The organism is Acinetobacter stercoris, from assembly GCF_900323515.1.
In the GTDB taxonomy this organism is placed as follows: Bacteria; Pseudomonadota; Gammaproteobacteria; order Pseudomonadales; family Moraxellaceae; genus Acinetobacter; species Acinetobacter stercoris.
In genome coordinates this window covers 1-25667 of the sequence record NZ_OOGT01000038.1, presented here as the reverse complement: position 1 = coordinate 25667, position 25667 = coordinate 1, and the positions used below count along the sequence as shown (strand labels likewise).

19 protein-coding genes are annotated in these 25667 nt (G+C 37.8%); 11 read left to right on the top strand and 8 right to left on the bottom strand.

The window, feature by feature from the left end:
* Positions 1-134: 134 nt before the first annotated feature.
* Positions 135-2117, top strand: coding sequence for a propionate catabolism operon regulatory protein PrpR (gene prpR / locus KPC_RS06190; protein ID WP_213065878.1), 1983 nt, complete (start codon positions 135-137; stop codon positions 2115-2117).
* A gap of 95 nt (positions 2118-2212) precedes the next feature.
* Here prpR and hisC read toward each other — a convergent pair whose 3' ends face one another.
* Genes hisC through KPC_RS06165 form a run of 5 tightly spaced genes read right to left on the bottom strand, consistent with a single transcriptional unit; the run spans position 2213 to position 9346 of the window.
* Positions 2213-3352, bottom strand: coding sequence for a histidinol-phosphate transaminase (gene hisC / locus KPC_RS06185; protein ID WP_121973534.1), 1140 nt, complete (start codon positions 3350-3352; stop codon positions 2213-2215).
* Between the two features lie 18 nt (positions 3353-3370).
* The gene (locus KPC_RS06180) at positions 3371-4756 is read right to left on the bottom strand and encodes an MATE family efflux transporter (protein WP_121973533.1); all 1386 of its coding nucleotides are present in this window, start codon (positions 4754-4756) and stop codon (positions 3371-3373) included.
* Positions 4750-5769 (bottom strand): ornithine cyclodeaminase, encoded by a 1020-nt coding sequence (locus KPC_RS06175; protein ID WP_121973532.1) that lies wholly within the window; start codon positions 5767-5769, stop codon positions 4750-4752. Before KPC_RS06175 ends, KPC_RS06180 begins: the two co-directional genes overlap by 7 nt.
* Entirely contained in the window at positions 5766-7166 is a 1401-nt protein-coding gene (locus KPC_RS06170) for a type III PLP-dependent enzyme domain-containing protein (RefSeq protein ID WP_121973531.1), read from the bottom strand. Before KPC_RS06170 ends, KPC_RS06175 begins: the two co-directional genes overlap by 4 nt.
* Positions 7167-7180: 14 nt before the next feature.
* Entirely contained in the window at positions 7181-9346 is a 2166-nt protein-coding gene (locus tag KPC_RS06165; RefSeq protein ID WP_121973530.1) for a TonB-dependent siderophore receptor, read from the bottom strand.
* Between the two features lie 267 nt (positions 9347-9613).
* Between KPC_RS06165 and KPC_RS06160 the strand changes: the two genes are divergently transcribed.
* The 5 genes from KPC_RS06160 (at position 9614) to KPC_RS06140 (ending at position 14747) form a co-directional block, all read left to right on the top strand.
* Positions 9614-10390: an ABC transporter ATP-binding protein gene (locus tag KPC_RS06160; RefSeq protein ID WP_121973529.1), complete on the top strand. Its 777-nt coding sequence runs from the start codon at positions 9614-9616 to the stop codon at positions 10388-10390.
* On the top strand, positions 10387-11826 hold the full coding sequence (locus KPC_RS06155; RefSeq protein ID WP_121973528.1) for an ABC transporter permease: 1440 nt from the start codon (positions 10387-10389) through the stop codon (positions 11824-11826). The genes KPC_RS06160 and KPC_RS06155 overlap by 4 nt, the downstream gene beginning before the upstream one ends.
* Positions 11823-13190 carry an ABC transporter permease gene (locus tag KPC_RS06150; protein WP_121973527.1) on the top strand — a complete coding sequence of 456 codons (1368 nt, stop codon included), beginning with the start codon at positions 11823-11825 and terminating at the stop codon, positions 13188-13190. Before KPC_RS06155 ends, KPC_RS06150 begins: the two co-directional genes overlap by 4 nt.
* 13 nt (positions 13191-13203) lie before the next feature.
* Positions 13204-14211: a PLP-dependent cysteine synthase family protein gene (locus KPC_RS06145; protein ID WP_121973526.1), complete on the top strand. Its 1008-nt coding sequence runs from the start codon at positions 13204-13206 to the stop codon at positions 14209-14211.
* 68 nt (positions 14212-14279) lie between these two features.
* Entirely contained in the window at positions 14280-14747 is a 468-nt protein-coding gene (locus tag KPC_RS06140) for a hypothetical protein (protein ID WP_121973525.1), read from the top strand.
* A 282-nt stretch (positions 14748-15029) separates the two neighbouring features.
* Here the strand turns inward: KPC_RS06140 and KPC_RS06135 are convergent, their stop codons facing one another.
* Together KPC_RS06135 and KPC_RS06130 are read right to left on the bottom strand one after the other, a co-directional pair.
* Positions 15030-15890, bottom strand: coding sequence for a MetQ/NlpA family ABC transporter substrate-binding protein (locus KPC_RS06135; protein WP_121973524.1), 861 nt, complete (start codon positions 15888-15890; stop codon positions 15030-15032).
* Positions 15890-16966: an isopenicillin N synthase family dioxygenase gene (locus KPC_RS06130; protein ID WP_121973523.1), complete on the bottom strand. Its 1077-nt coding sequence runs from the start codon at positions 16964-16966 to the stop codon at positions 15890-15892. The genes KPC_RS06135 and KPC_RS06130 overlap by 1 nt, the downstream gene beginning before the upstream one ends.
* Positions 16967-17418: 452 nt before the next feature.
* Here KPC_RS06130 and KPC_RS06125 point away from each other — a divergent pair, with 452 nt between their 5' ends.
* On the top strand, positions 17419-18849 hold the full coding sequence (locus tag KPC_RS06125) for an OmpP1/FadL family transporter (protein ID WP_121973522.1): 1431 nt from the start codon (positions 17419-17421) through the stop codon (positions 18847-18849).
* A gap of 98 nt (positions 18850-18947) precedes the next feature.
* Here KPC_RS06125 and KPC_RS06120 read toward each other — a convergent pair whose 3' ends face one another.
* A complete protein-coding gene (locus KPC_RS06120) occupies positions 18948-19409 on the bottom strand; it encodes a hypothetical protein (RefSeq protein ID WP_121973521.1) in 462 nt (153 codons plus the stop codon).
* A 314-nt stretch (positions 19410-19723) separates the two neighbouring features.
* Between KPC_RS06120 and carA the strand changes: the two genes are divergently transcribed.
* The 4 genes from carA to KPC_RS06100 all read left to right on the top strand — a co-directional run bounded on the left by carA (position 19724) and on the right by KPC_RS06100 (position 25444).
* Complete coding sequence (gene carA / locus KPC_RS06115; protein WP_121973520.1) at positions 19724-20863, top strand: glutamine-hydrolyzing carbamoyl-phosphate synthase small subunit; 1140 nt, start codon at positions 19724-19726, stop codon at positions 20861-20863.
* A gap of 15 nt (positions 20864-20878) precedes the next feature.
* Positions 20879-24112, top strand: a complete 3234-nt coding sequence (gene carB / locus KPC_RS06110; protein WP_121973519.1) for a carbamoyl-phosphate synthase large subunit — start codon at positions 20879-20881, stop codon at positions 24110-24112.
* Positions 24113-24205: 93 nt separating this feature from the next.
* Positions 24206-24682 (top strand): transcription elongation factor GreA, encoded by a 477-nt coding sequence (gene greA / locus KPC_RS06105; RefSeq protein ID WP_121973518.1) that lies wholly within the window; start codon positions 24206-24208, stop codon positions 24680-24682.
* 129 nt (positions 24683-24811) lie between these two features.
* Positions 24812-25444: a CatB-related O-acetyltransferase gene (locus tag KPC_RS06100; protein WP_121973517.1), complete on the top strand. Its 633-nt coding sequence runs from the start codon at positions 24812-24814 to the stop codon at positions 25442-25444.
* Positions 25445-25667 lie beyond the last annotated feature (223 nt).

Here is a 25667-nt window from a genome sequence, read left to right as displayed (position 1 = left end):
AAAATGGATTCTATGAAATGTAATCGATAGCTACCCTAAATAGCTGAGCTTAATCATACTCAAATACATCTGGACATCTCTTTAAATTTTATTATTCAAGATATAGACGGATCTATATTTAACGAAGAGTACACATGACCACCATGCAAAATATAAACAGTAAAAATAATTATATGCCTCGTATCTGTTTTATGAGCCATCATTTACTGAGAACTTTTTCCAAACCGATCATTGAGGAGTATGCCTTTCGAGCTCAAATAGAAACTATAGATGCAAGTTTTGAGCAAGTACTCAGCCTTGCAAATGAACGGATCAGCGCTGCCAATGTAGATGTATTTTTAAGTGCGGGGTCAAATGCAAGTATATTACGTGATGGTATTCAAACACCTGTTGTAAGTATTGATGTCTCTGGTTATGACTTGATGAAGGCGCTGATCAAGGCGAAAGAAATCAGTCCAAATGTTGGTGTTATTACTTATGGTGATGCCATACCTTCGCTCGATGATTTAAAAAGTTTATTGTTATTAAACCTAACTCAGTATCATTATAAAACACCACGTGAAGCACAAGCATGTATTCAAAAGCTTAAAGATAAAGGTGTAGAAGTCGTTTTGGGTTCGAGTATTATCGTTGAACTGGCTCAAAAGGCTGCCATGAAAGCCATACTCACCTATTCTTTAGAAAGTATACGTATCGCTTTAGATCAGGCTTTAGAGGTTGGACGAGTAGCTCATCTAGAACAGACCAGATTTGAGCAGTTAAATAGTGTCTTGCAGACCTTGCCCGAAGCTGTAGTCGCAGTAAACAGTCAAGAAAAAATTATTGCTATCAATCACGCCATGAAAAAGATACTTTCTGTGGAAAGTCATGATCTTCGTGGGAGAACACTATCTGAAGTACAACCCGAATTATCCTTAAAAGATGTTCTACAACATCATACGGAAGATGAAATCCCCTCTTCAGTCTTACAACTGGATAATCGAGATTGGGTCAGTCATAAAGCCGCTATTTTTGAAAATGGACAAATCGTTGGTGCGGCCATCACTCTGCATGATGCCGGGACAATTTATACTGCAGACACCAAACTGAGAATGTTTGAACGTAAAAGACAATTTACTGCAAGACATCATTTTGGCACTATTCAAGGTGATAGTGTTGCACTTAAAAATACCATAAATAAAGCCAAACGTTACTCAAAATCAGAATTTGATATCCTTATTATGGGTGAAAGTGGTACAGGCAAAGAGCTTTTTGCACAAGCCATACATAATGAAAGTCATCGTGCAAATCAGCCATTTATTGCCATTAATTGCGCAGCATTTCCTGAAACACTGATCGAAAGTGAATTATTTGGTCATGATGATGGTGCATTTACAGGTTCAAAGCGTGGAGGAAGACGCGGTTTAATCGAGTCCGCACACAAAGGAACGCTCTTCCTTGATGAAATTGGTGATATGCCTTTATCCTTACAAACCCGTTTACTACGTGTTTTACAAGAAAGGGCAATTACCAGATTAGGTTCGAATACACCTATCCCGATTGATATACGTGTTATTGCCGCTACACATCAACCTTTAAAAGACCTTGTTGCACTTAAACAGTTTAGACAGGATTTATACTATCGCTTAAATACTCTGGAACTCAGGCTTCCTCCACTAAGGGAGCGAAAAAATGATATCGCATTGCTTTTTAATAATTTTCTCAAATCCAGCTTAACTAAAAATTTTAAAAATCATGCTGTTTTGGATGAGATTCAGCATCTGCTTTCAAGTATTTTAAATCAATACCTGTGGCCAGGTAATATCCGTGAACTAGAAAGTGTTGCAAAACGAGTAGCCATTCTTTTACCAACACTTGCCACACCTATTGATCAAAACCTGCTATATGAAGAATTACCTGACATTTTTACAAAACATTCAATATCGGATGACGCTGACCAGACGTTACCAGCAAATATTCTTCATCCACATACATCTCCGAAAGCACCTTTTGAAAATTTGAAAACTCAATTTGATAAGGCAACTGCTGCATTAAAAATGGCTAATGGCAATCATTTACAGGCAGCAACATTACTTGGTATCAGCCGTACGACACTATGGAGATGGCTAAATAAATAATAAATTTCAATTTAAGAAGTAGCTGTGATATTAATATTTTCTACTTCTTAAATAATTAACTCAGAGAATCAAAATAAATTAAATAATATCAAAACCTATAGCATATTTATTATTCTAAAAAAGGTTTCCTCAAATATTTTGTTTTCCTTTTCCAAGCCAATAGAAACCCGCATATAGTTTTCATAACCTCGCTCTTTCCAGGGCTTCACGATTATTCCATTTTTATTCAATTCGCCAGAAATCTCTGTTGCCAGTTTATTGGTTTTTATAAAAAGAAAATTGGCATCAGATGGCACATAAAAAACCCGTTGCCTGCTTAAGCTCGACTGCAGTTTTTCACGCTCATGTAATACATGTTTAACACTTTTTTGTAAAAAATCTGCATCGTCCATTGCAGCCTCTGCCGCTTTTTGAGCCAGGAAATTGATGTTATATGGAGTTCTGACCTTATTTAAAGCCTCGATTATTTTTAGATCTGAAGCGATACCATATCCAACTCTTAATCCAGCTAAAGCATAGGCTTTAGAAAAAGTTCTAAGTACAATCCATGGACATCCAGCATGCTCTTGTAAAAGAGAAATACTGTCGGCAGGATAAGCGTCATTGGCAACTGCATATTCATAATACGCTTCATCAAGTACGAGTAAAGTATCGTCTGATAAAGTCTGTATAAGTTGCAGTAACTGAGTTTGAGAAAAAATATTCCCTGCTGGATTGGAGGGATTGCTTAGCAAAAGCATTTTTACCGGGGTAAACTGTTTCAGGGCATATAACCATGTATCCAGATCGACTTTAAATGAATCATCATTTAAAACTTTATGAATTTTGGCTCCCATCATAAGTGGAAATATTTCATATAAACCAAAGCAAGGTGACTGTGTAATCACCTGATCACCTTGATTTAGAAAAGTCTGACATAACATTTCCAGAATATTTTCAGAACCATTCCCGATTACTATCTGCGCGGTTTTGACACCCAACTTCTCGGCTAGTTTTTGCTTAAGCACCTTACTTTCTGGATCTGGATATTGTCCTAAAACATTTACATGATCATTCAGATAATCGAGAACTTTAGGCGATATTCCTAAAGGATTTTCATTCGTTGAAAGTTTAATAATATTTTCCAGATTAAACCTTGTTTTGAGTTTCTCAGGCTCAAGCCCAGAATCATAATTCGGCAAATGATGGATCTCTTTCCTAAGTAATGTATCAACATCATTGTTTACACTCATCATATTTCACATACTCCTAACTCATCTATCTGCTGTTTGAACAGACAGCGATTTAAGGCGTTTATTAAATGCGTAGATCAATAACAAAGAAGTAAATGCCAAACCAATCATCAAACCATACCAGACACCATAAATATTAAATGGCAAAACTTTGCCAAGTATGTAAGCAGCAGGCAGACCAACCAGCCAATAACCAATAATTGAGAGTTTAAAAGGACTGACAGTATCACCAATTCCCCTCAAAATACCATTCCCAATATTCTGCATAGAATCAAATACTTGTAACAAGGAAGCAATCGCAAGACCAGTGACCATGATGGTAAAGAATCCTGTATCTGATGACTTATCCGACGAAGAGAAAATCTGGATAATTTGTTCTGGGATAAGAAGATAAGGTATAGCAATGAAAAACATACAGATACATCCAATACTTAATCCTGTATATCCCAAACGTTTAGCACGTACATAATCTTTCACACTATAAGCTTCACTGATTAAAATTGAAGATGCATGTGAAATCCCTGCCGATATCATAAAAACGATATAAATGATCTGGTTAATAACTGTTTGGGCAGCTAAGGCATTTACCCCCAATGTTCCGATTAATAAAGTCAGTACACTAAAAAACCCAGCTTCTGATGCATATGTTCCTGCTATAGGTAAACCCAGCTTCCAAACCGAACGAATTGCATTTACATCAAATTTTATTTTTTCAAATATAAAATATTCGGATAACACCCTGTTTTTTAAAACAACGATTAAAAACATCAGAAAAGATAAGAAAAAAACGATGCTGGTTGTCAATGCAACACCGAGAAATCCTAAAGCTGGAAATCCAAATTTTCCAAAAACGAAAGCAAAATTAAAAAATAGTGTCAGAAAAATAGAAATAATGGTAATTGCCAGTAAAGGTCCTGGATACTTCAACCCGACTGTAAAATGTCTCAGAGTCTGAAACCACAGACATGGGAACATTCCAGGTGCCATTACTATTAAAAAATGTACTGTTAGAGAAACTATCTCAGCATCTTGCCCTAGCCAAAGTAACGGTTTCTTGAGAAGAAAAATAATAATACAAAACACCAGACTTGATAATGTTGCCCAAAACAATCCACTGACCAATAAAGACTGTATCTCTTGTCTGTCCTGACGTATATTGGCTTCAGCGACCAAGTTACTGACACCTGTCACCAGCCCCGTTCCTGTCGTACGCAACTGATTGAATAAAGCAATAGCCAAACCACCTGCTGCAATTTCTTTCACCCCGAGTGAACCTAAAACCAGAATATCAATTGTGGTCAAAGCGACGTAAGCAAAATTGGTTAAAATCAACGGTAATGCCAGCCAGATAATTGGATAAATATCTTTACGCCAACTTGATGCAAAGTTATTCGGTTGATTTACCATAATTTTACCCTCTGCCCAAGTTCAGGATTTTTTTGTACCTGTTCTACCAGATAACGTCCTAGTGCAATATCTGTAACCACCATTCCACTGTTATAGGCAAAAACAATATCGTCTGTCGTTTTCCTTGCTGTTTTGCGACCAAGCAAAATATCAGGCAATTCCGCATGTACCTCTGGTAAAAGTTGATCAGTTCCAAGCAAGTCACCACAAGTTACTTTCATTTGTTCAATATCTGTTGTAATTAAACAGTTAGCCTGCTGAAACACATCGGCATCTACACCATAACCAACAAGCACAGCAACACTATTGGGCTTCATCCATGCATGCCTGACTTGTTGTCTGGCAGAAGCACCTGCAACACCAAGTATGATGTCAGCATCATTTGCGGCTTGCTCTAGCGATGACACAACCTCTATATCCCGATCTGGGAAATAACGTCTCAAATTATCTCTGGCGACCTGAATACCTTCAGTGTAATGACCAAATATCTGTAATTTTTCTAAATGAGGCATCGCAGTCACAAGCATCGGGAAAGCCATTTGACCCTGTATACCTGTTCCAACAACTAAAGCGGTTCTTGCATCAGGGCAAGCTGCTTTTGCCATAAGTGCTGATGTTGCTGAAGTCCGTAAAGGCCCAAGTTTGACAACATCCATTAATGCAATCGGTTGACCAGTTTTATCATCACACAAGAAAATAAAAGAATGAAAGTTGTAGCTATCAAGCTTACGTAGCGGATCAAACTCATATACCACTTTAAAACCAACCGTTTGACTGGTACTGTCACTACCGACCATTGAATAAGAAATTGAGCGTTGATCAACTGGTTGTATGATTGTTTTTTGAGGGTTATCTGAACCTTGCCTAAGTCCTATAAAAGCAGACTGCACTACGACCAAAATATCTTCAAGATTTATCGGTAAAGCATCTAAACTTTGCTGTGACAAAATCAATAATCCCTTTGATTTTTCTTCATCTACAAAATCTTGTTTATTTTCTTCTTGTCGATTCATTTTATGACACTCTCTATTTTATTTATAAAATTCATATCCTGGACATGGCGCGTCTGATCATCGATATGCCAATCAAACTTTTCATTATTTAATTCAACTACAACTTTGAGAGGAATCTTTGATTCGTGAAATGAAGACTCATTAGAATCCATCTGGTAACCTGCTGTATTTAAATAAATGCACAAATCGCCTAAACTTGCTATTTGTTGAAATCTGATCTTTCGCCAACTCAGCATATCAACTTCCAAACAACTAGCACCTGCAATACAGGCAATAAACTCTTTCTGAGTTAAAGGCTTTCTGGTGAGGAGAACGGGATCAGGCAAAAACTCGGTATTAAACCACTGTTCTGAGAGACTAAAACTGCTCCCTTCCACTGTTAAGATGGCATACTGTTCTTTTTCCAACTTTTTGTTTTTTATGCCCTGAATCCGAAATGCACTCAATCCAGCCTGATCTAATAAGGCTCGTCCTGGCTCAATAATCAAATGAAGATGGTGATGTTTCAGCTTTTGTTTCAGAGATATTCCGGATTCAACATCGAACTCTAAAATCGCTTTTAGACTATCTGCACCAGTACAAGGACTTGCATAAGGATAAAAATCTTTAAAATGTTTTTCTGCATGATAATGTTTAGCAATATCATAACGTTGAAAATCATCCCATGCCTGTTGTTCTACATACTGGACTGGAAAGCCTCCACCAATATCCACACAATGGCATGAGGTTAAACCCAGTTGTCGGGCCTTTAAACAATATTCAATTAAAAAATTGGCTGCACGAGCTCTAGCACCAATATCATATCCAGAAAGATGAAACGAAAATCCGAACAATTCTATCCGTGTTGAATGAGATAAACAGATTTTAAACAATTGCTCTAACTCAGCTGGGCTCAATCCAAAACGAGTTTTTTCATATTCGGGAATAACAACTCGACATAAAATTCTGCATTTTTTATGCGAATGTTCAGTCAAATATAATAGTTTGTTTAACTCACTCAGAGAGTCAATAGCAATCAGGCACTCATGCTGCACGGCGAGTTGAAGTAAAGCTAAATCTTTTTCAGGACCAGATACACCGATCGAATCACCTCTAATGCCTAAGCTAAGTGTTTTACTTAATTCACCAATACTTGCAACATCAACACCGATTTCCTGTTCTCGACAAGTCTGAATAAAGCAATCCGCTTTATTGGATTTTTTGGCAAATAATACAGTTGAATCCACTTCTGCATCAGACAGTACTTTTTTAAAGCGCTGTATATTTTCAACAAAAATTTTTGGGAAAACCAGATGTAATGGTGATCCTATTCCCCGAATCAACTGAAAGATTTCATCTGGATAATGGGACAAAATTCTTTCAACCAAGGGATGCCTTAATGCATTTAAATGTTGCATTTTTAACGTCCCACCTAAAATTTGACTTCGGCTGAAAAGACAACTTCACGAGGTTGACCAATCGCTAAACCGGAATCCACAGCACTTGAATAATAATATTTATTAAAAAGGTTCTTACCTAGCAGGCGGAAAGTTACAGGAGTCTTTTGTATATTAGCGTCATATTTTAGACCAGCATCAATCAAACTATAGCTGGGAATAAAGCCATCATTCTGAGCATTTACTGCGCGGTTCGAAACATAGCTGTAAGCAGCGTCGATGGAAAGCTCTGGTAAAACCGGTAAACGATAATTTGCATTTAGGTAGCCTTTCCACTTCGGTGTTCCTTCACTACGTTTACCCAATGTACTTAGATCTGTTACCTTATTTAACTCAGTATCCAGATATGCCAGATTTGCCAGTAGAGTTAAGTCATTCGTTACTTTACCAGTTAACTCCAACTCTACGCCTCTATGCTTATATTCCCCATCTTTCACATAATCATTTGATAAATTCAGATAATTCGCATCTCTACGGATATCAAACGCAGCAAAGCCTAAATTCAAACGATCTGTCAGCTTGGTTTTTAAACCAATTTCAAATTGTTCTGATTTGATCGTTCCCATAGGTTGATTTGCATTATTTGCGCTAAATGGAGCATTACCTCCACGTTCAAAACCTTTTGAATAACTGACATAAGTCAAAATATTGGTAGTGGGTCTAAACATTAAACTCGCAGCAGGAACAAATGTATTCTCACTCTGGGGAATATCTGTAGCTGACTGATTTTTTGAACGGTACCAAACATAGCGCCCGCCCAGTAGCACTTGCAAATATTCATTAATAGAGACCAGATCACTTGCAAAAATGGAAGTTTCAGTAATTTTAGAATTAAAATCTTGAGGTTTTTTAGGGCCAAAATCATAAAATGGCGGCTGCACTGGTCTTAAAATATTCCCTACAGAATAATCATACGGATTTGTTCCCTCTCCTCCAACATCATCCCAGAATGGGCTTTTATCACCATGCCGTTTATATGCAGCACCAAAAAATAGATCATGTTGCAAAACACCCGTTTCTATCTTTCCTGCCAGATAGGATTGCAGTGAATATGCTGTAAATATCTCACCACGAGACACACTATAGGCGGCTTGTCCTATATCTCCATTCTGCTTAATATTTTTTAAATCCTGGTATCCACCATTACGCTCTACTCGTGAATAATTGGCTTGCATAATAGATTTCCAGTTATCACTCAAATCAAACTGAAATTTTGCATCTGTATTAAAGGCTTCTGTTTTATGTCTAAACCATGAGCCAGTTAACAAATCTCGGCGATCAATCTTGGGTGGTAAAAGATAAGTTGAGGGATCATTTGGATTGGTTCTACCACTTTGATCTGCTACTAACAATGGATCGGCAATTACTGATTTTTCAGACCAGTCAAAATTTAATTGCAATAAAGCCCGATCATTAAGTCGAAAATCTGTTGCTAAACCAATAAATTTTCTAGAGAGATCTGATGCATGATCAAAGTTTCCGCGTTTATCATAGGCAGCATTGAAACGATAACCAAAACGACCATCCTGAGTCGAGTGACTATCATCTAGAGCGATATAACGCTGTTCTAAAGATGAACCTTGCAGCGTTATTTGAGTAAATGGATCTTTGGTTGGTCGTTTAATAATGTAATTGATCGTTCCACCTGGAGAGTTCAGACCGTATAAAAAACCCGATGGTCCTTTAAGCACGTCTATACGTTCAATATTTTCCAGCCCATAATCATGATGAGCAGCCAAAGTTAACCCATCACGACGAATCGTATTAAAATTATCCATTGCGAAACCACGCAAACGGAAATTATCGAAACTGTTTCCATATGATGCATTCGAAATTGATGCATCATTTTGCAAAACATCATAGACCGTTCGGGCAGCACGATCTTTGATATCCTCAGCATCATAGCTTTGAATTGCGATTGGAACTTCCAGGAAGTCTTTAGAACCAAATGCACCCACATTGACTTCACTCACTTTATTTAACGGTTCAGCGGTATATGTAATCGTAGGTAATGCATGCTGCTGATCTGAATTTACTTGTTGATCTTCTGCATAAGCGGGAAATGCACTAAATATTGGTAACATACTAGCCAATACACTTAGCTTGAATCGTGTTTTCCCAGCTATTCTCTGTTTGTTCATAGCATTGTCCAAATAATTATAAGTTATTGTTTATTAATAATTTAAATTAATTTTATGACTGTAATTCCAATCATCTACAAATCATCAAAACCCAGATAACCTGATTAATTAATGATCTTTACATATTGCAACGTTATAACATCAGTTAATCCACTTTTAGCTATGTTATAACATAACACATACAATACCAAATAATAATCATTTACATATAAATGATAAATAACTTCCATATCCAGTAAATTTTATAAATTGATAGGAGTCTCTAAGATGCCGTCTCATATCGAAAATCTAGAGAATACAAAGACAAGCAACGACACATCACAAAGGATTTTATTAGAAGCAATCAATGTCAGTGCTGGCTATAAGAATAGAACCATATTAAAAGACTTAAACCTGACAATACATTCAGGAGAAATATATGCGCTTTTAGGAGTCAATGGTGCAGGAAAAACCACAACTTTAAGCCTGTTTTTAGGATTTATCCAGCCCAGTTCCGGTCAGGTACTTGTCAATCAGGTTGATGTTGTATCTTCCCGTATCGAAGCATTACAACATATTGCATATATCCCTGAAAGTGTGGCGCTATATGAACATTTAAGCGCTATTGAAAATATCCGTTATTTTCTGGAACTTTCAGGTCAGCATGCCAGTACTGAAGAAATAACCCGATCGCTCATCAAGGCTGGTTTGCAAGAAGAAGCCATAGACAAGCGGGTTACAGGATTTTCTAAAGGAATGCGCCAGAAAGTCGTTATCGGACTGGCGTTAATTCGTAAAGTTCCCGTATTGTTACTTGATGAACCCACCTCTGGATTAGATCCTAAAGCTGCAAATGAGTTTAATCATTTACTTAAAACTTTAAGAAATCAAAATGTTGCAATCTTAATGGTTACTCATGATCTTTTTAGTGCCACTGAAATTGCTGATCGAATCGGTTTTATCGCAAATGGAAAACTGGCAGAGGAAATCCTCGCAGTAAATGATATGCCCCGTTTTGATATCAAAAACTTGTATCAACGTTACACAGGGTGGGCAAATTCATGATGAAGTTTTCCACTGTAAAAACGATAGCCAAAGATGAATGGCTATTTATGTGGCGAAACAAAGTCGCTTTAGTCTCCATCTTGATGTTAATCGCATTGCTATTTATTTCTGTGCTGAGTGCCAATGAATATCGAAAAACAGTCAATGATGAACGTTTTTATTATCAAAATGAAGCAAATCATGAGTTTGAGTCACAACCTGACCGTCACCCGCATCGTGTTGCACATTTTGGTCATTTTCTTTTTCGTCCAGTCGAACCTCTTTCAACCTTTGATACCGGAATCGACAGCTATACAGGACATACTCTCTTTTTAGAAGCACACAGACAAAACACTGCAAACTTTAGTGATGTTAGACAGTCTTCTCTGCTGATTCGCTTTGGTCAGCTAAGTCCTGCATTTGTTTTACAAATTTTAGCTCCCCTTCTACTAATCTTTATTGGTTATGCAACTATTTCCCGAGAACGACAATCAGGTACTTTACGGCTGATGTTAAGCCAAGGTGTTAGTGGCTCAAGTATATTTTTAGGTAAATTTATTGCTCTGGCAGGGATTTCGATACTGATTATTTCTCCTGCTGTCATAGCATTACTCTGGATTTCTCTTACTCAATCTGTTTCTTTTCCGCTGACATGGTTATTGATTACGGCGTATTTCATCTGGCTTCTCATCTGGGCATTAGGCATTACATTAGTTTCATCATTTTTAAGTAATAACCGTGATGCATTACTGGGACTTCTTGCGATCTGGACGTTACAAGTCATCTTGTTACCACGCTTTATTCCAGATGTTGTCAACTCACAAATTCCACTACGGAGCAATCTGGAAACACAAATTGCTGTAGAGAAAGATCTAGCCGAACTTGGCGATAGTCATGATGAAAATGATCCTTATTTTACCGATTTCAAAAATAAGGTTCTGAAAAAATATGGAGTATCCAGAGTTGAAGATTTACCAGTAAATTATAAAGGTCTCCTGATGGAAGAAGGAGAACGCATGACCACCGAATTATTCAATAAATATCGTGATGAGTTAGTTCAGCAGCAAAATAAGCAAAACCATCGTATAGATCTGTGGTCTATAACCACTCCTGTATTGGCACTTAGACGTTTATCTATGGCAGCCTCCGCATCAGATCTAAACAACTTCAATAATTTTCTTGCTGAGGGAGAAAGCTATCGTTACCGATTGGTACAGGGACTGAACTGCTTTGAAACCGAATTGATCACATATGCAGATGATTCTGATGAAAGTAAAGAAAATCGTATTGATAAAAGCCATTGGCAACAATTTCCAGAGTTTAATTATTTGCCCAGTACAGCCTCCGAACGCATCCATCATATGGGCATGCCTTTTCTTATGCTTTTTTTATGGTTCATTTTACTTCTACTTTTAATCAAACCAGCCAGCAATATCATTGAGAGGAAAATAAAATGAATCTTATCCTTTCAGAATTAAAGCTTATTTTCCGCTCTCGTCTGTCGCTTGTTACTCTTGTTTTTTTATTCTGCATTTCCACATTGTCTATTGGTTTAGGTATAAAGGAACTTCATAAACAGCAGCATACCATCGAATCTCTGGAGCCTTTACATGAACAAGATGTCGCCTTGCTCGCTGAAAGGTTCAAGAAAGAAAAAAATGGTGGAGAAGCTGGCGACGCCGCTTACTATACATTCTTCTATACATGGGATGCACCTCCAGCTGAAGCATTTGCAGCACTAGGGTTACGAGATGTCGCACCCTATGTACTCAGAATTCGGGCATTAGGTCTACAAGCCCAGTTATACGAAGGGGAAAGTTTCAACCCTGAACTAACTTTACCTGGTCGCTTCGATTTTGCCTTTGTTCTGATTTATCTTTCACCACTTTTTATCATTGCATTATTACATGATTTGATTTCCAGTGAAAAACAATCAGGGAGGCTACGTTTACTCGGCTCATTACCACGATTTGGTGCGAGAAGCTGGACTCTAAAAGCAGCCCTGCGCTACCTTCTGGTGTTTTTTGCCTTAGTTACACCATTAATTATAGGTGCAATATATTTATCCGTATCTTTGTCGACCTTACTGGGTTTTATTGCGATTACGCTTTTATATATGGCGTTCTGGTTTGGTCTAAGCTTGTGGATTATCAGCCGAGGTTGGCATTCAGTCACCAATGCAACAACACTGGTCAGCTTGTGGGTGATGCTTACCCTTATTTTACCAACATTGTCCAATCTGGTAATTACACGAAAGGTTCCCGTTGCTCAAGGGGTTGACTTGATGCTCACTCAAAGACAAACCATTCATTCCGCTTGGGAAATTCCACGTGAAATAACTATGCAACAATTTTTTATTCATCACCCTGAATGGAAAGATACAGCTCCCTTACCTCCAACATTTCACTGGAAATGGTATTTTGCTTTTCATCAACTTGGTGATGAAAGCGTTGAGCGAGACTTTCAGGCTTATCGTCAAGGTTTATTAAAACGCCAACAATGGACTAACCGTTTAGGATGGTTTTTACCTGGTGTTTCTGCCCAGACAACTCTGCATCGTTTTGCAAATACTGACTTGCTCTCACAGCTGGATTATCAGGATCAGATTATCAAGTATCACCAGAGCATTAGAAATTTCTACTATCACTATCTATTCAACGAAACCCCGTTCTACTACGCAGATTTTCAAAAAAGACCTGAATTTCAACCAGAACCAAAAGCATCAACCGTTTCTGTTTCAGAGCTTTTACCATTAACACTTCTCAGCATCATTTTCCTGATTCTAGGAATATACGGCTTATCCAGACCTCAACTAAAATAAATGGAGAACTAAAATGAATATTCAACAAAATATCCCATCCATTAAATCTAAAATTTCTCAACTGATCGGAAACACCCCTTTGCTAGCCCTGCCGACCAGAAATAAAAATGCACGTATCTTGTTAAAAATGGAACAGTTTAATCCTACTGGAACAGCAAAGGTTCGTATGGCACGCCAGATGATTGAAGAAGCAGAAGCTGAGGGAAAATTAAAGCCAGGCGGCTGGATTGTTGAATCAACCTCAGGAAATACTGGTTTAGGACTAGCATTAATCGCTGCTGAACGGGGTTATCGCTTCACGGCAGTCGTTGACAAACATGCAAGTGCAGACAAACTTTATGCGATGCAGGCACTCGGCGCTGAACTGCATTATGTAGGCAATGATGATGGTCTGATAGCAACAGCAGATCGGGATCTGGCAGCAGAAAATATCTCTAAAGAACATGGAGCATACTGGACAGAACAGCATAACAATCCGGCCAATGCTAACGCTTACTCTCAACTCGCCGATGAATTAACCTATATACTTCAAGATAATATTCACTATCTATTCGGTGCTGTAGGTACTGGTGGATCACTTTGTGGAACTGCACGTGCATTAAAAAGAACCATTCCTCAGCTCAACGTCATAGGTGTAGAACCCGAGGGTTCTATTATATTTGGTGGTCAGGGTTCACACTATTTCCAGTCTGGTACAGGTACGCCTGCCGATGCAGAAATCGGTGATCTGGTCGACTATGAAATTATTGATCGTGGGCTTAAGGTCACCGATACCCAAGCTTTCGAGACTGCAAGATATCTGGCAAAAAATTATGGTATTTTTATCGGTGGTTCTGCAGGTGGTGTAATCTATCAAGCATTACAAACCAGTAAAACAGTCGATCAGGCAACAACTATTGTGATACTCATTTGCGATGGTGGCGAAAAATACATTCATACTGTTTTTAACGATCACTGGATGCAAGCCAATAATCTGACCAACCAAGCTGTGATTGAGGATCTAAAACAAATCTTAAACTAATTTTTTTGATTTTAATGATCATAAAATAAAAAATAAATCATAGAATTAATGATTGAGAGAAAATAAATATGGACAACTCAATATCACTACGTTACCAATCTGAACTAAGTGCAAGCCGACAACAAATATGGCAATGGATTACTTCTGTCGAAGGGATCTCCAAAGAAATATCACCCTATTTTCGTATGACTGCACCTAAAAATATTCGATCAATAAATGACTTACAACCAGAGGCTGGAAAAAAACTGTTCAGAAGCTATATCTTTTTATTTGGTTTTTTACCCATTGATTATTCAGACATGACTTTAGTCAAATTAGAACCTGAACAAGGTTTTATAGAAAACTCCCCGATGGGTTCAATGAAAAATTGGCAACATATACGTAGCATCATCCCCTCTCATACAACAAACAAATTACTGCTTGTAGATGAATTAACATTTGAACCACACTTCGCAAAACCATTAGTTGTGTGGTTTATCAAAAAAGTGTTTAAACATAGACATAGCGTTTTACAAAAGCATTTAAATATTAGTTAACAAAATTCAATTATCAATATTCCCCCTCTAGCTTTTTAAAGAAGCTAACTTGAAGCTATGTTAAAGGTACCTTCCTGATCCCTCCCCTTAAAAAGGAGGGGATAAAGGAATTTTAAAAGTTAGCCCATCAGCATTACCAATCCCATAAGTTTTATTCATATTTAAAATGGATCTCACCACCACCTTAAACCAAGTAAATAATTGTAAAACATAAAAAATAATACCCCCAGTTTTACTGGCTGTATTTGAGATTATTTAAGCAACATGCAGCAGGATAAAAAATCAATTTAGAGATGAAATCTCCTGATTTACATCTAGTTTCGTCCCTCCGAAATGTTTTTTAATATAATCAATAACTTCCGGCTGATGATATAATGTTGCAAGTTTCTGCAATTCAATATCGTTTTCCCGATCTTTGCTTACAACCAGAATATTAATATTATTCATGGTCTTACTATTGGTTTTTTCGTAAACCAGTGCATCTTCAAGTACATTTAATCCACTCTCAAGTGCATTGGTATTTCCTATCGCTGCCAAGTCAACATCTGTAAGTACACGTGGAGTTGTCGCCCCTTGTACCTGCTTAATCTGAAACTGTTTGGGATTACTGATAATGTCTTGAACACTACCAGTAACATGGTCAAAGCTGTCCTTTAATTTGATTAATTCTGCTTGTTCTAAAAGTAATAATGCCCTTGAAGTATTTGCTGTATCATTTGGAATTGCGATAACTGCCTTTAGTGGTAACTGCCGTAAATCTTTATATTTTTTTGAATATAATCCCATTGGTTCCAGATACGTTGTAGCTATCGCACGCAAACTATCACCATGCTTTTGATTAAAAGTCTTTAAATAAGCCCATGACTGGAATGCATTGACATCGATTTTTTTCTCTGCTGTTGCCAGATTCAATGCAATACCATCCGTGATATTTTTAACTTCAATATCCAGACCTGCATCTTGTGCAGCCTGTGATTTTGCAATAAACCTCCAGATATCAGCATCTGCCCCCATTGAACCTAATACGATATGCTTTGTTTTTTGCTTTAAAGTCTTTTCATTGTGCTTATTTTCATTTTGATTTGCACATGCAACAAGAATAAAAACTAAAAAAAGCATTAATATCTTTTTAAATATATACATTACTCAATCACCTCTTGTTGTTTTTGTTGTTGGCTAATGATTTCAGCATATTGATCGGGATAAAACTTTTCCGTTACAGCTAAATGTGAACGCAATCTGCTTTTAATGGTATTTTCCCCAGCATTCCGTAATAAAGGATTGAGTGGATCACTTTCTGGTCCTGATGCCAGTTTTTGTAGATGTTCTGGTAAAGCCAGTATTGGGATTTCACCTGCATATAGATTAGGGGTAATAAAATAGGCAATAGAATATCGGTCTATACCCCGATCAGGTGATATAACACGATGCGTATTCGCAACCAGATAACCATTCGTTGCCAATTCCAATATTTCACCAATATTAATGATGAAAGCATCTTCTACATAAGGAATATCAATCCACTGATCTTGATGTAATACTTGTAACCCCCCTACCCGATCTTGTAATAATAAAGTCAGTATTCCTGAGTCCTTATGAGCACCAACGCCTTGTCTTGATGCATTTTTACTAGCAACTACAGGATAGTGAATCAGTTTTAGCAACTCATTCGGAATACCATTTACAAATAAATCAAGCACATCTTGTGGCTGCTCTAAAGCCAACATCAGGGCATGTAATAATTCTATGGCAACTGCTCTTAAATCTTTTTGCCAAGCTGTAGTAATCTGCCTAAATGCTTCCCAATTCTCTGGCCATATGTTTGGTCCCTGTAATCTCAGCCAAAGTGGTGTAGATTCATTAAATTCAACAGGTTGAAGATCAGCCCCAATATCAATCTGTTCTCTAAAATCAGGTTGATTACGTGTCAACTCTTCATTTAACTTTGTATAGCCACGAAAATGTGGAGAATAATGCATCGATAAAGCGTCTTTTTTAGACTGGTCAAGCGCAAAAAACTGGCGACTTAGTTGTTCAATTTCAGCTATTCTGGTCTTAGAAATGCCATGACCAACCAAATAAAAAAAACCAATTTCCCGTGCGATGTGCTGTAATTTTTTTAAAAAATCCTGTTGTGATTTTTCTTGACGAAACTGAGCCAAATCAATAATCGGCAACTGAAAACCACTCTTTTGGTTCTTTGTCTCTGTGTACCCCATACTTCTCTCAAATTTTATGATTTAAGAAAAAGATAAAAAACTTTAACATCAATAGAAAATAAGATTAAATTACAACCAATTCTCTCAAAAGAATAAGAACATGAATAATTCAATATCAATGATAGTTTTAAACAATTATTTTGAATTATTAGAAAAATAAAATTTACAAAAATTTTCACTCTCAAATGATAGAAAAAGCCCTAAAAACCCCTATTTTTTTCAATTAACTTTCTCACATTATGCTAATTTAATGTTTTTTATCATTAAATATACAGTTGTACTTAAAATGAAAAATCGTTTATTAAACTTTTAGAGTATTTACTCTTATTTTTAATGTGCTATTTTGTGACATGAAGTTATATTAGGTTTCATTATGTAAACCCTATGCTTCACGTGTCAATAAACCTAAGACCAATGCACATATATTCTTGTTTACACAGGGACAGATAAGAATGAAATTAAAAACACTGAGTACAGCTATCATTATTGCAATACTGCCTAGCACAAACGTATTCGCAGCAGCTATGGATCGTTCTGGGCAATCAATGTCAGCGTTCTTGCAACCTGGTAACTATTTTGAAGCTGGACTATCAATATTAGATCCAGACGTATCAGGTAAAGAGGCTGGAACTTCTGAAACTCGTAGAAGTATTTCGGATATGGCAGATGACTATTATTTCCCATCTGCAGCACTTAAGATTCAACCTACTGAACATTTCTCATTCGGTCTTTTATATGACCAACCTTTCGGTGCAAAAGCTGAATATACAGGCGATAACGTTTTTGTTTCTCATCCTGGTTCGGATGCGATTTTATCTCAAGGTGCAATAGATGGCATTGTGACTAAAAAAGCAAAAGAAGCTTTAACTGCACAAGGTCTACCCATTAATGATCAAACATTAGCAGTGGCAAAACAACAGGTAATTCAAAGTCCACAATTTCAACAACTTAATGGGGCCTTAAATGCAGCAAAAGGTTTTCTTGGAGAAGGCAACACTAAAGTAAAAGTAGATACACAAAATATCTCAGCAGTTTTTGGTTATCAACCAACTAAAAACTGGAATATTTATGCAGGTGCCGCGTACCAAACTATTCGCGGGAATGTCAGCTTACGTGGTCAGGCATACAGTCTATACAATGGTTACGATGCCAGTATCAAAGAAACTGAAGGATGGGGCTGGCTCGCAGGTGTTGCATACCAGATTCCAGAAATTGCACTTAAAGCATCATTAACTTATCGTTCTGAAATTGATCATAAAGTAAATATTAAAGAAGATTTATCTTTAATGGGTTTTCCAGCATTAAATACCGTTTTAGGCGGTTTAGATGTTAGTCCTGATAAAATCGCAGCGATGAATAGCACTGGTAAAACAACCATCACAACCCCACAATCTGTCAACCTTGACTTCCAAACAGGAATCATGGCAGATACCGTTGCTTTCGCAAATGTTCGTTGGGTAAACTGGAAAGACTTTTCTATCCAACCACATAAATTTGGAAAAGTTTCTGAAGCAATTGGTGGTTTGATTGGTCGTCCTAATGGTTTTAATCTTGTTCAATACTCTGATGACCAATGGAATATTACAGCAGGTGTAGGACGTAAACTCACTGAAAAATGGGCAGGTAATGTCTCTGTAGGTTGGGATTCTGGTGCTGGTAATCCTGTAACGACACTTGGTCCGACTGAAGGTTACTGGAATGTTGGTTTAGGTGTTCAATACAGCCCTGCGCCAAACTACTTTATTGCTGGCGGTGTGAAATACTTCTGGCTAGGTGATGCTAAAGCGCAAACAGGTGCTCAAGCTGGTGGCAGTGAATATGTGGCAGATTTTTCTGATAATAATGCAATCGCTTATGGTTTGAAAATCGGTTACAAATTCTAAAATTTAAAATCGAAAAAAGGGGCGTATATTACGCCCCTTTTCTTTGTTTTTAACCATTCAAAATAAGATTGCACCTGGTTAAAAATCATACAAAATATTTAATTTTTTTCATCCACTTTCTGTTTCAGTTTATCTACCGCTTCCGATGTATTTTCCTTAACTCTATGGTATGACTCGGAAAAATGCTCTTTAGATTTTGCAGAAATAGAATCCACTTCTACTTTGATATCTTTTCCTATTTTACTTAATTCATCAACCGTATGTTTAAGCTCATTCAGCAAGTTATCTTTTAACTCTAACAAAGTATCTTTAGAGCTCGACAATTTCTCCCTGATCACGTCAACTTGCTCATGCACGTCATCATGAAAATGTTTGATCTGTTCCTGCACGACGCCTAGAAAACTTTTTACCTCTTGCTGTAAAGATTCACTAGTTTCTGACACCGCCATTTTGATTTTTTCTTCAGCCTGAAGCGTTACTTGTGTTAATGACTCTTTATGTTCATGCACAATATTTTTAAGACTGGATTTATCAGCAGTTTCTTCTAGATTTTTAGTCATTTCCATTCCCCTGTTTATAACTCATATTGTTATATGACCACTATATATTTTAGCTTATTTTTTAAACACAATAATTGTCTGACAATGAGAATATTATTCGCTAGATAAATTTGTAATGCAAAACAGAAAAACAATAAAAAAGCAAGGGAATATTCTTACTTATTCTTTGTTTTTAGCGTGGACTTTTAAACACTTCATGCGTATAATGCGCTGTTAAGTTAAGCGAGCAGACACAAGGAGGGTGGGTTAAAAAATAGCCTTCCTTTTTTTTCGTCTACTCGCTTTTTTACAGCCAAAAATTCAGGAGCTTTGGTTTGAGCACCCCCGCCATTTTAGCCCTTGCCGATGGTACTATTTTTAAAGGTACTTCTATCGGCGCTTCGGGAAGTACGACTGGTGAAGTCGTTTTTAACACTGCCATGACAGGCTATCAAGAAATTTTGACTGACCCGAGTTATGCACAACAACTTGTGACTTTAACTTACCCACATATTGGTAATACAGGTTGTAATGAAGAAGACTCTGAGTCAGGTCGTATTCATAAAGTTTGGGCAAACGGTTTAATCATCCGTGATTTACCTTTACTACACAGCAATTTCCGATCAACGCAATCTTTAGGCGACTATTTAAAAGAACATAATGTTGTTGCTATTGCGGATATCGATACACGTAAATTAACACGAATTCTCCGCGACAAAGGTGCTCAAAATGGTTGCATCCTTGCTGGTGAAAATATTACTGAAGAAGAAGCTTTAGCTAAAGCACGTGCTTTCGGTGGCTTAAATGGTTTAGATCTTGCAAAAGTCTGCTGTGATCCAGCAGGTTTTGAATGGACTGAAGGCTCATGGGAACTTGGTAAAGGCTTTAGCAAACCAGAGTTTAAATATCATGTTGTCGCTTACGATTATGGTGTCAAAACCAACATCTTACGTATGCTTGCTGATCGTGGTTGTAAACTCACCGTTGTTCCTGCCCAGACTCCTGCTGAAAAAGTATTGGCACTCAATCCAGATGGCGTTTTCTTGTCAAATGGTCCTGGTGATCCGGCAGCATGTGATTATGCTATCCAAGCTGTAAAAACAATTGTAGAAACAACGGACTTACCTGTATTTGGTATCTGTTTAGGTCATCAAATTTTGGCACTCGCTTCTGGTGCTCAAACAGTAAAAATGGGTCATGGTCACCATGGCGCCAACCATCCTGTTCAAAACATTGAAGATGGTACTGTGATGATTACTTCACAAAACCATGGATTTGCTGTAGATGCAGAAACTCTCCCTGCAAATATCAAGGCAACGCATAAATCACTGTTTGATGGCACGCTTCAAGGAATTCACCGCACAGATAAACCAGCATTTAGCTTTCAGGGACACCCTGAAGCCAGTCCTGGTCCTCATGACTGCGCCCCATTGTTCGATCATTTCATCGAACTCATTGAAGCATCACAGAAATAATTAAGGAGCGAGATAATGCCTAAACGTACGGATATTAAAAGCATCTTAATTATTGGTGCAGGTCCGATTGTCATTGGTCAAGCATGTGAGTTCGACTATTCAGGTGCTCAAGCATGTAAGGCACTTCGTGAAGAAGGCTACCGTGTTATTTTGGTGAACTCTAACCCAGCCACCATTATGACTGACCCTGCTATGGCTGACGCAACGTATATCGAACCAATCACTTGGCAAACTGTTGCTCAAATCATTGAAAAAGAACGTCCAGATGCTGTCCTCCCTACAATGGGTGGTCAAACTGCATTGAACTGCGCACTTGCATTAGATGCCAATGGTATTTTAGAAAAATACAATGTTGAATTGATTGGTGCGACTAAAGAAGCGATTGAAAAAGCCGAAGACCGCAAACTTTTCGATATCGCAATGCGTAAAATCGGTCTTGAATGTCCTCGTGCTGATGTTGCAGAAAGCATGGAACATGCACTTGAAATTCAAGCACGTTTTGGTTTCCCTGTGATCATTCGCCCATCATTTACTATGGGTGGTTCAGGTGGTGGTATTGCTTATAACAAGGAAGAATTCCTTGAAATTTGTGAGCGTGGCTTTGATCTTTCCCCTACTCATCAGCTTCTTATCGATGAATCATTGATTGGCTGGAAAGAGTACGAGATGGAAGTCGTTCGTGATAAAAACGACAACTGTATCATTGTCTGTGCGATTGAAAACTTTGACCCAATGGGTGTGCATACAGGTGACTCAATCACTGTAGCTCCTGCTCAGACGTTGACAGACAAAGAATACCAAATCATGCGTAATGCCTCTTTAGCTGTATTACGTGAAATTGGTGTTGAGACTGGTGGTTCAAACGTTCAGTTTGGTATTAATCCGAAAGATGGCCGTATGGTTGTCATTGAGATGAACCCTCGTGTGTCTCGTTCATCTGCACTTGCATCTAAAGCAACAGGTTTTCCAATTGCCAAAGTTGCAGCGAAACTTGCAGTAGGTTATACCCTTGATGAACTTAAAAATGACATCACTGGTGGTGTAACTCCTGCATCTTTTGAACCATCGATTGACTATGTTGTCACTAAAATCCCTCGTTTTAACTTCGAGAAATTCCCGCAAGCAGAGCCTGTATTAACCACACAGATGAAGTCTGTAGGTGAAGTGATGGCAATTGGCCGTAACTTCCAAGAGTCAGTACAGAAAGCACTTCGTGGTCTTGAAGTTGGTGTGTGTGGCTTTGATGAAAAAATCGAAGCTGGTACTGAAAATGCCAAAGAAAAGATTCTGGTTGAACTTAAAGTTCCAGGACCTGATCGTATCTGGTATGTTGCTGATGCATTCCGTCATGGTTTTACACTGGACGAAGTTTTCGAAGCGACCAAAATCGATCGCTGGTTCCTGATCCAGATCGAAGACATTATCAAAACTGAAGAACAGATCAAGACTCTGGGTTTTGGTGATCTTGATGCTGACAATATCCGTTCGTTTAAACGCAAAGGTTTATCTGATCTTCGTATTGCGAACTTGATGGGTATTTCACAAAAACAATTCCGTAAACACCGTTGGAATCTGGGTGTATATCCAGTTTACAAACGTGTAGATACATGTGCTGCTGAGTTTGAATCAGATACAGCTTATATGTATTCAACTTACGATGAAGAATGTGAGTCGAATCCATCAGATAAAGACAAGATCATGGTCATCGGTGGTGGTCCTAACCGTATCGGTCAAGGTATCGAATTTGATTACTGCTGTGTACATGCCGCTCTTGCAATGCGTGATGACGGTTATGAAACGATCATGGTTAACTGTAACCCTGAAACGGTTTCTACCGACTATGATACTTCTGACCGCTTGTACTTCGAACCAATTACACTTGAAGATGTACTTGAAATCGTTCGTAATGAAAAACCGAAAGGTATTATTGTTCAATACGGTGGTCAAACTCCGCTTAAGTTGGCTCGTGCCTTAGAAGAAGCTGGTGCACCAATTATTGGTACATCACCAGATGCAATTGACCGCGCAGAAGACCGTGAACGTTTCCAACAAATGATTCAAAAATTGAATCTACGTCAACCAAGTAACAGCATTGTAAAATCTGCTGAAGAAGGTCTGGCTGAAGCATCTAAAGTTGGTTACCCTCTTGTTGTACGTCCATCTTATGTTCTCGGTGGTCGTGCGATGGAAATCGTGTATAACGATGAAGAGTTAAAACGTTACTTGCGTGAAGCTGTACAAGCATCAAATGAAGCACCTGTACTTCTTGACCATTTCCTCGATGATGCAACAGAAGTTGACGTAGACTGCGTATCTGACGGTAAAGATGTTGTTATCGGCGGAATCATGCAACATATTGAACAAGCGGGTATTCACTCAGGTGACTCTGCATGTTCTATTCCTCCATACTCTCTATCTCAAGAGATTCAGGATGAAATGCGTCGTCAAACTGTCGCTATGGCAAAAGAACTTGGCGTTGTTGGTTTGATGAACGTTCAGTTTGCTGTAAAAGGTGATGATGTTTACATTCTCGAAGTCAACCCTCGTGCATCACGTACCGTTCCATTCGTTTCGAAATGTATCGGTGAATCTCTGGCAAAAGTTGCAGCACGCTGTATGGCTGGTCAGTCTTTAGAATCTCAAGGATTCACTAAAGAGATCATTCCGTCGCACTTCTCTGTAAAAGAAGCTGTATTCCCATTTGCCAAGTTCCCTGGTGTAGATCCTATTCTTGGACCAGAAATGAAATCCACTGGTGAAGTGATGGGTGTGGGTACAACTTTTGGTGAAGCATTCTATAAAGCTGTGTTAGGCTCTAATGATCGCTTACCTGGTCTACCTACCGAAGGTGAAGTGAAACATGCATTCTTGTCTGTGCGTCATTCAGATAAGCCTCGTGCAGTTGCAATTGCTAAACAGTTAACAGATTTAGGCTTCAAAGTGATCGCAACTGGCGGAACTTATGATGTAATCAAAGAAGCTGGTATCGAATGTGAACGTGTGAATAAAGTTACAGAAGGTCGTCCTAATATTGTCGACCGCTTGAAAAATGGCGAAATTCACCTCATTATCAATACAACTGAAGGTAAACAAGCACAGCAGGATTCGTTCTCAATCCGCCGCTCTGCACTGCAAGGCAAAGTGTATTACACTACAACCTTAAATGGTGCAGAAGCTGTTTGCCAAGCTTTAGCAATTAAATTGCCAATGGATGTATATCGCTTGCAAGATTTGCAAACAATAGGTTAATTCGTTTACCGATAAGTCCCGCTACCTATCGGTGGCGGGCTTTTTTCATTTTATAGACATGTATTTTTTAAATACTTAACTTGAGGGACAACAATGCAACGTTATCCTATGACTCCCGAAGGCAAAGAAGCCTTAGAGAAAGAATTACAGCATTTAAAATCTGTAGAACGCCCACGCATCACTGCTGCAATTGCAGAAGCGCGTGAACATGGTGATTTAAAAGAAAATGCTGAATATCATGCTGCTCGTGAACAACAAGGATTCTGTGAAGGTCGCATTCAAGATATTGAGGGGAAACTTGGTGCAGCTCAGGTCATTGATGTTCATACACTAGAGCAAAATGGTCGTGTTGTTTTTGGTGTTACTGTAACGATTGAAAACTTAGATACCGAAGAACGTAAAACCTATAAAATCGTTGGTGATGATGAAGCAGATTTTAAAATCAATAAAATCTCAGTTAACTCACCTATCGCACGCGGATTACTTGGTAAAAATGAAGGCGATGATGTAAAAATCGTCACTCCACAAGGTGAAGTAGAATATGAAGTGGTTAGTGTAGAATATCTTTAATTAGGGATATTTCACGATTAGCCCCACTTACTGTGGGGTTTTTTATTTTTAAATTTTGCCTGTTAAAAGTTTGCCTTAACTTGATTCAAGTTATAATAGCACCCTATTAAAATTAGCATTTAGTTTTCCATGTCCAAACTGATCAACTCACCTGTTCAACACTGGTGTGAATTTGAATTTATAGCAAAAACTGTCAAAAATCCAAATATACACATCAAAGGAAACTATAGTTACTATTCTGCCTATTGGGATCAGGGATTTGAACGTTGTGTCGTGCGTTATTTACATGAAAAACCAGCGACTGAAGATAAACCAATAGACCAGCTTTATATCGGTAATTTTGTCAGTTTTGGGGCTGAATGTGTAATCATGATGGGTGGCAACCAGTTACATCGCCCAGACTGGATTTGTACTTTTCCTTTTGATACCCGAAGTTTTGTTCCTGCTGGTGACACAATCATTGATGATGCCTGCTGGATTGGTAGTCGTGCCATGATCATGCAAGGGGTACATTTAGGTGAAGGAGCTGTAGTGGCTGCTGGCTCAGTGGTCACCAAAGATGTTCCACCTTATGCGATAGTTGCAGGCATCCCTGCACAAATTATCAAGTACCGTTTCGAAGAAAGTAAAATCCATAAACTTCTTGCTCTAAAATTATATGATCTGGATGAAAAACAGATTTTAAAAATGCGTGAACAACTTCAAAGTGATGATGTAGACAATTTGATTCAACACTTAGAAAAACTACTTAACAATCAATAATTAGCAATAAAAAATAATTCATCAATTGTCTAATTTTTTATTTTACTCATCAACTTCCAGGCCATCTTCAAAACTTGCATTCCTGTTTTAATCAAAAATAAAGATCGCATTTAAAATAAAAATAAAATTCATTTAAATATTATTTTATTATTTTAAAACCAATCAAATTGCTCGGTTTAAAATAAAAGATATATTTACGTTAAATAAATCACAATATTTAAAC

What these genes read in the sequence shown, in the direction of transcription:
- hisC (WP_121973534.1), bottom strand. Translation starts at nt 3,352, where the DNA reads ATGATGAGTGTAAACAATGATGTTGATACATTACTTAGGAAAGAGATC.
- KPC_RS06150 (WP_121973527.1), top strand. Translation starts at nt 11,823, where the DNA reads ATGAATCTTATCCTTTCAGAATTAAAGCTTATTTTCCGCTCTCGTCTG.
- KPC_RS06100 (WP_121973517.1), top strand. Translation starts at nt 24,812, where the DNA reads ATGTCCAAACTGATCAACTCACCTGTTCAACACTGGTGTGAATTTGAA.
- KPC_RS06170 (WP_121973531.1), bottom strand. Translation starts at nt 7,166, where the DNA reads ATGCAACATTTAAATGCATTAAGGCATCCCTTGGTTGAAAGAATTTTG.
- KPC_RS06165 (WP_121973530.1), bottom strand. Translation starts at nt 9,346, where the DNA reads ATGAACAAACAGAGAATAGCTGGGAAAACACGATTCAAGCTAAGTGTA.
- KPC_RS06120 (WP_121973521.1), bottom strand. Translation starts at nt 19,409, where the DNA reads ATGACTAAAAATCTAGAAGAAACTGCTGATAAATCCAGTCTTAAAAAT.
- KPC_RS06125 (WP_121973522.1), top strand. Translation starts at nt 17,419, where the DNA reads ATGAAATTAAAAACACTGAGTACAGCTATCATTATTGCAATACTGCCT.
- KPC_RS06140 (WP_121973525.1), top strand. Translation starts at nt 14,280, where the DNA reads ATGGACAACTCAATATCACTACGTTACCAATCTGAACTAAGTGCAAGC.
- carB (WP_121973519.1), top strand. Translation starts at nt 20,879, where the DNA reads ATGCCTAAACGTACGGATATTAAAAGCATCTTAATTATTGGTGCAGGT.
- KPC_RS06180 (WP_121973533.1), bottom strand. Translation starts at nt 4,756, where the DNA reads ATGGTAAATCAACCGAATAACTTTGCATCAAGTTGGCGTAAAGATATT.
- KPC_RS06160 (WP_121973529.1), top strand. Translation starts at nt 9,614, where the DNA reads ATGCCGTCTCATATCGAAAATCTAGAGAATACAAAGACAAGCAACGAC.
- KPC_RS06135 (WP_121973524.1), bottom strand. Translation starts at nt 15,890, where the DNA reads ATGTATATATTTAAAAAGATATTAATGCTTTTTTTAGTTTTTATTCTT.
- prpR (WP_213065878.1), top strand. Translation starts at nt 135, where the DNA reads ATGACCACCATGCAAAATATAAACAGTAAAAATAATTATATGCCTCGT.
- greA (WP_121973518.1), top strand. Translation starts at nt 24,206, where the DNA reads ATGCAACGTTATCCTATGACTCCCGAAGGCAAAGAAGCCTTAGAGAAA.
- KPC_RS06175 (WP_121973532.1), bottom strand. Translation starts at nt 5,769, where the DNA reads ATGAATCGACAAGAAGAAAATAAACAAGATTTTGTAGATGAAGAAAAA.
- KPC_RS06155 (WP_121973528.1), top strand. Translation starts at nt 10,387, where the DNA reads ATGATGAAGTTTTCCACTGTAAAAACGATAGCCAAAGATGAATGGCTA.
- KPC_RS06130 (WP_121973523.1), bottom strand. Translation starts at nt 16,966, where the DNA reads ATGGGGTACACAGAGACAAAGAACCAAAAGAGTGGTTTTCAGTTGCCG.
- KPC_RS06145 (WP_121973526.1), top strand. Translation starts at nt 13,204, where the DNA reads ATGAATATTCAACAAAATATCCCATCCATTAAATCTAAAATTTCTCAA.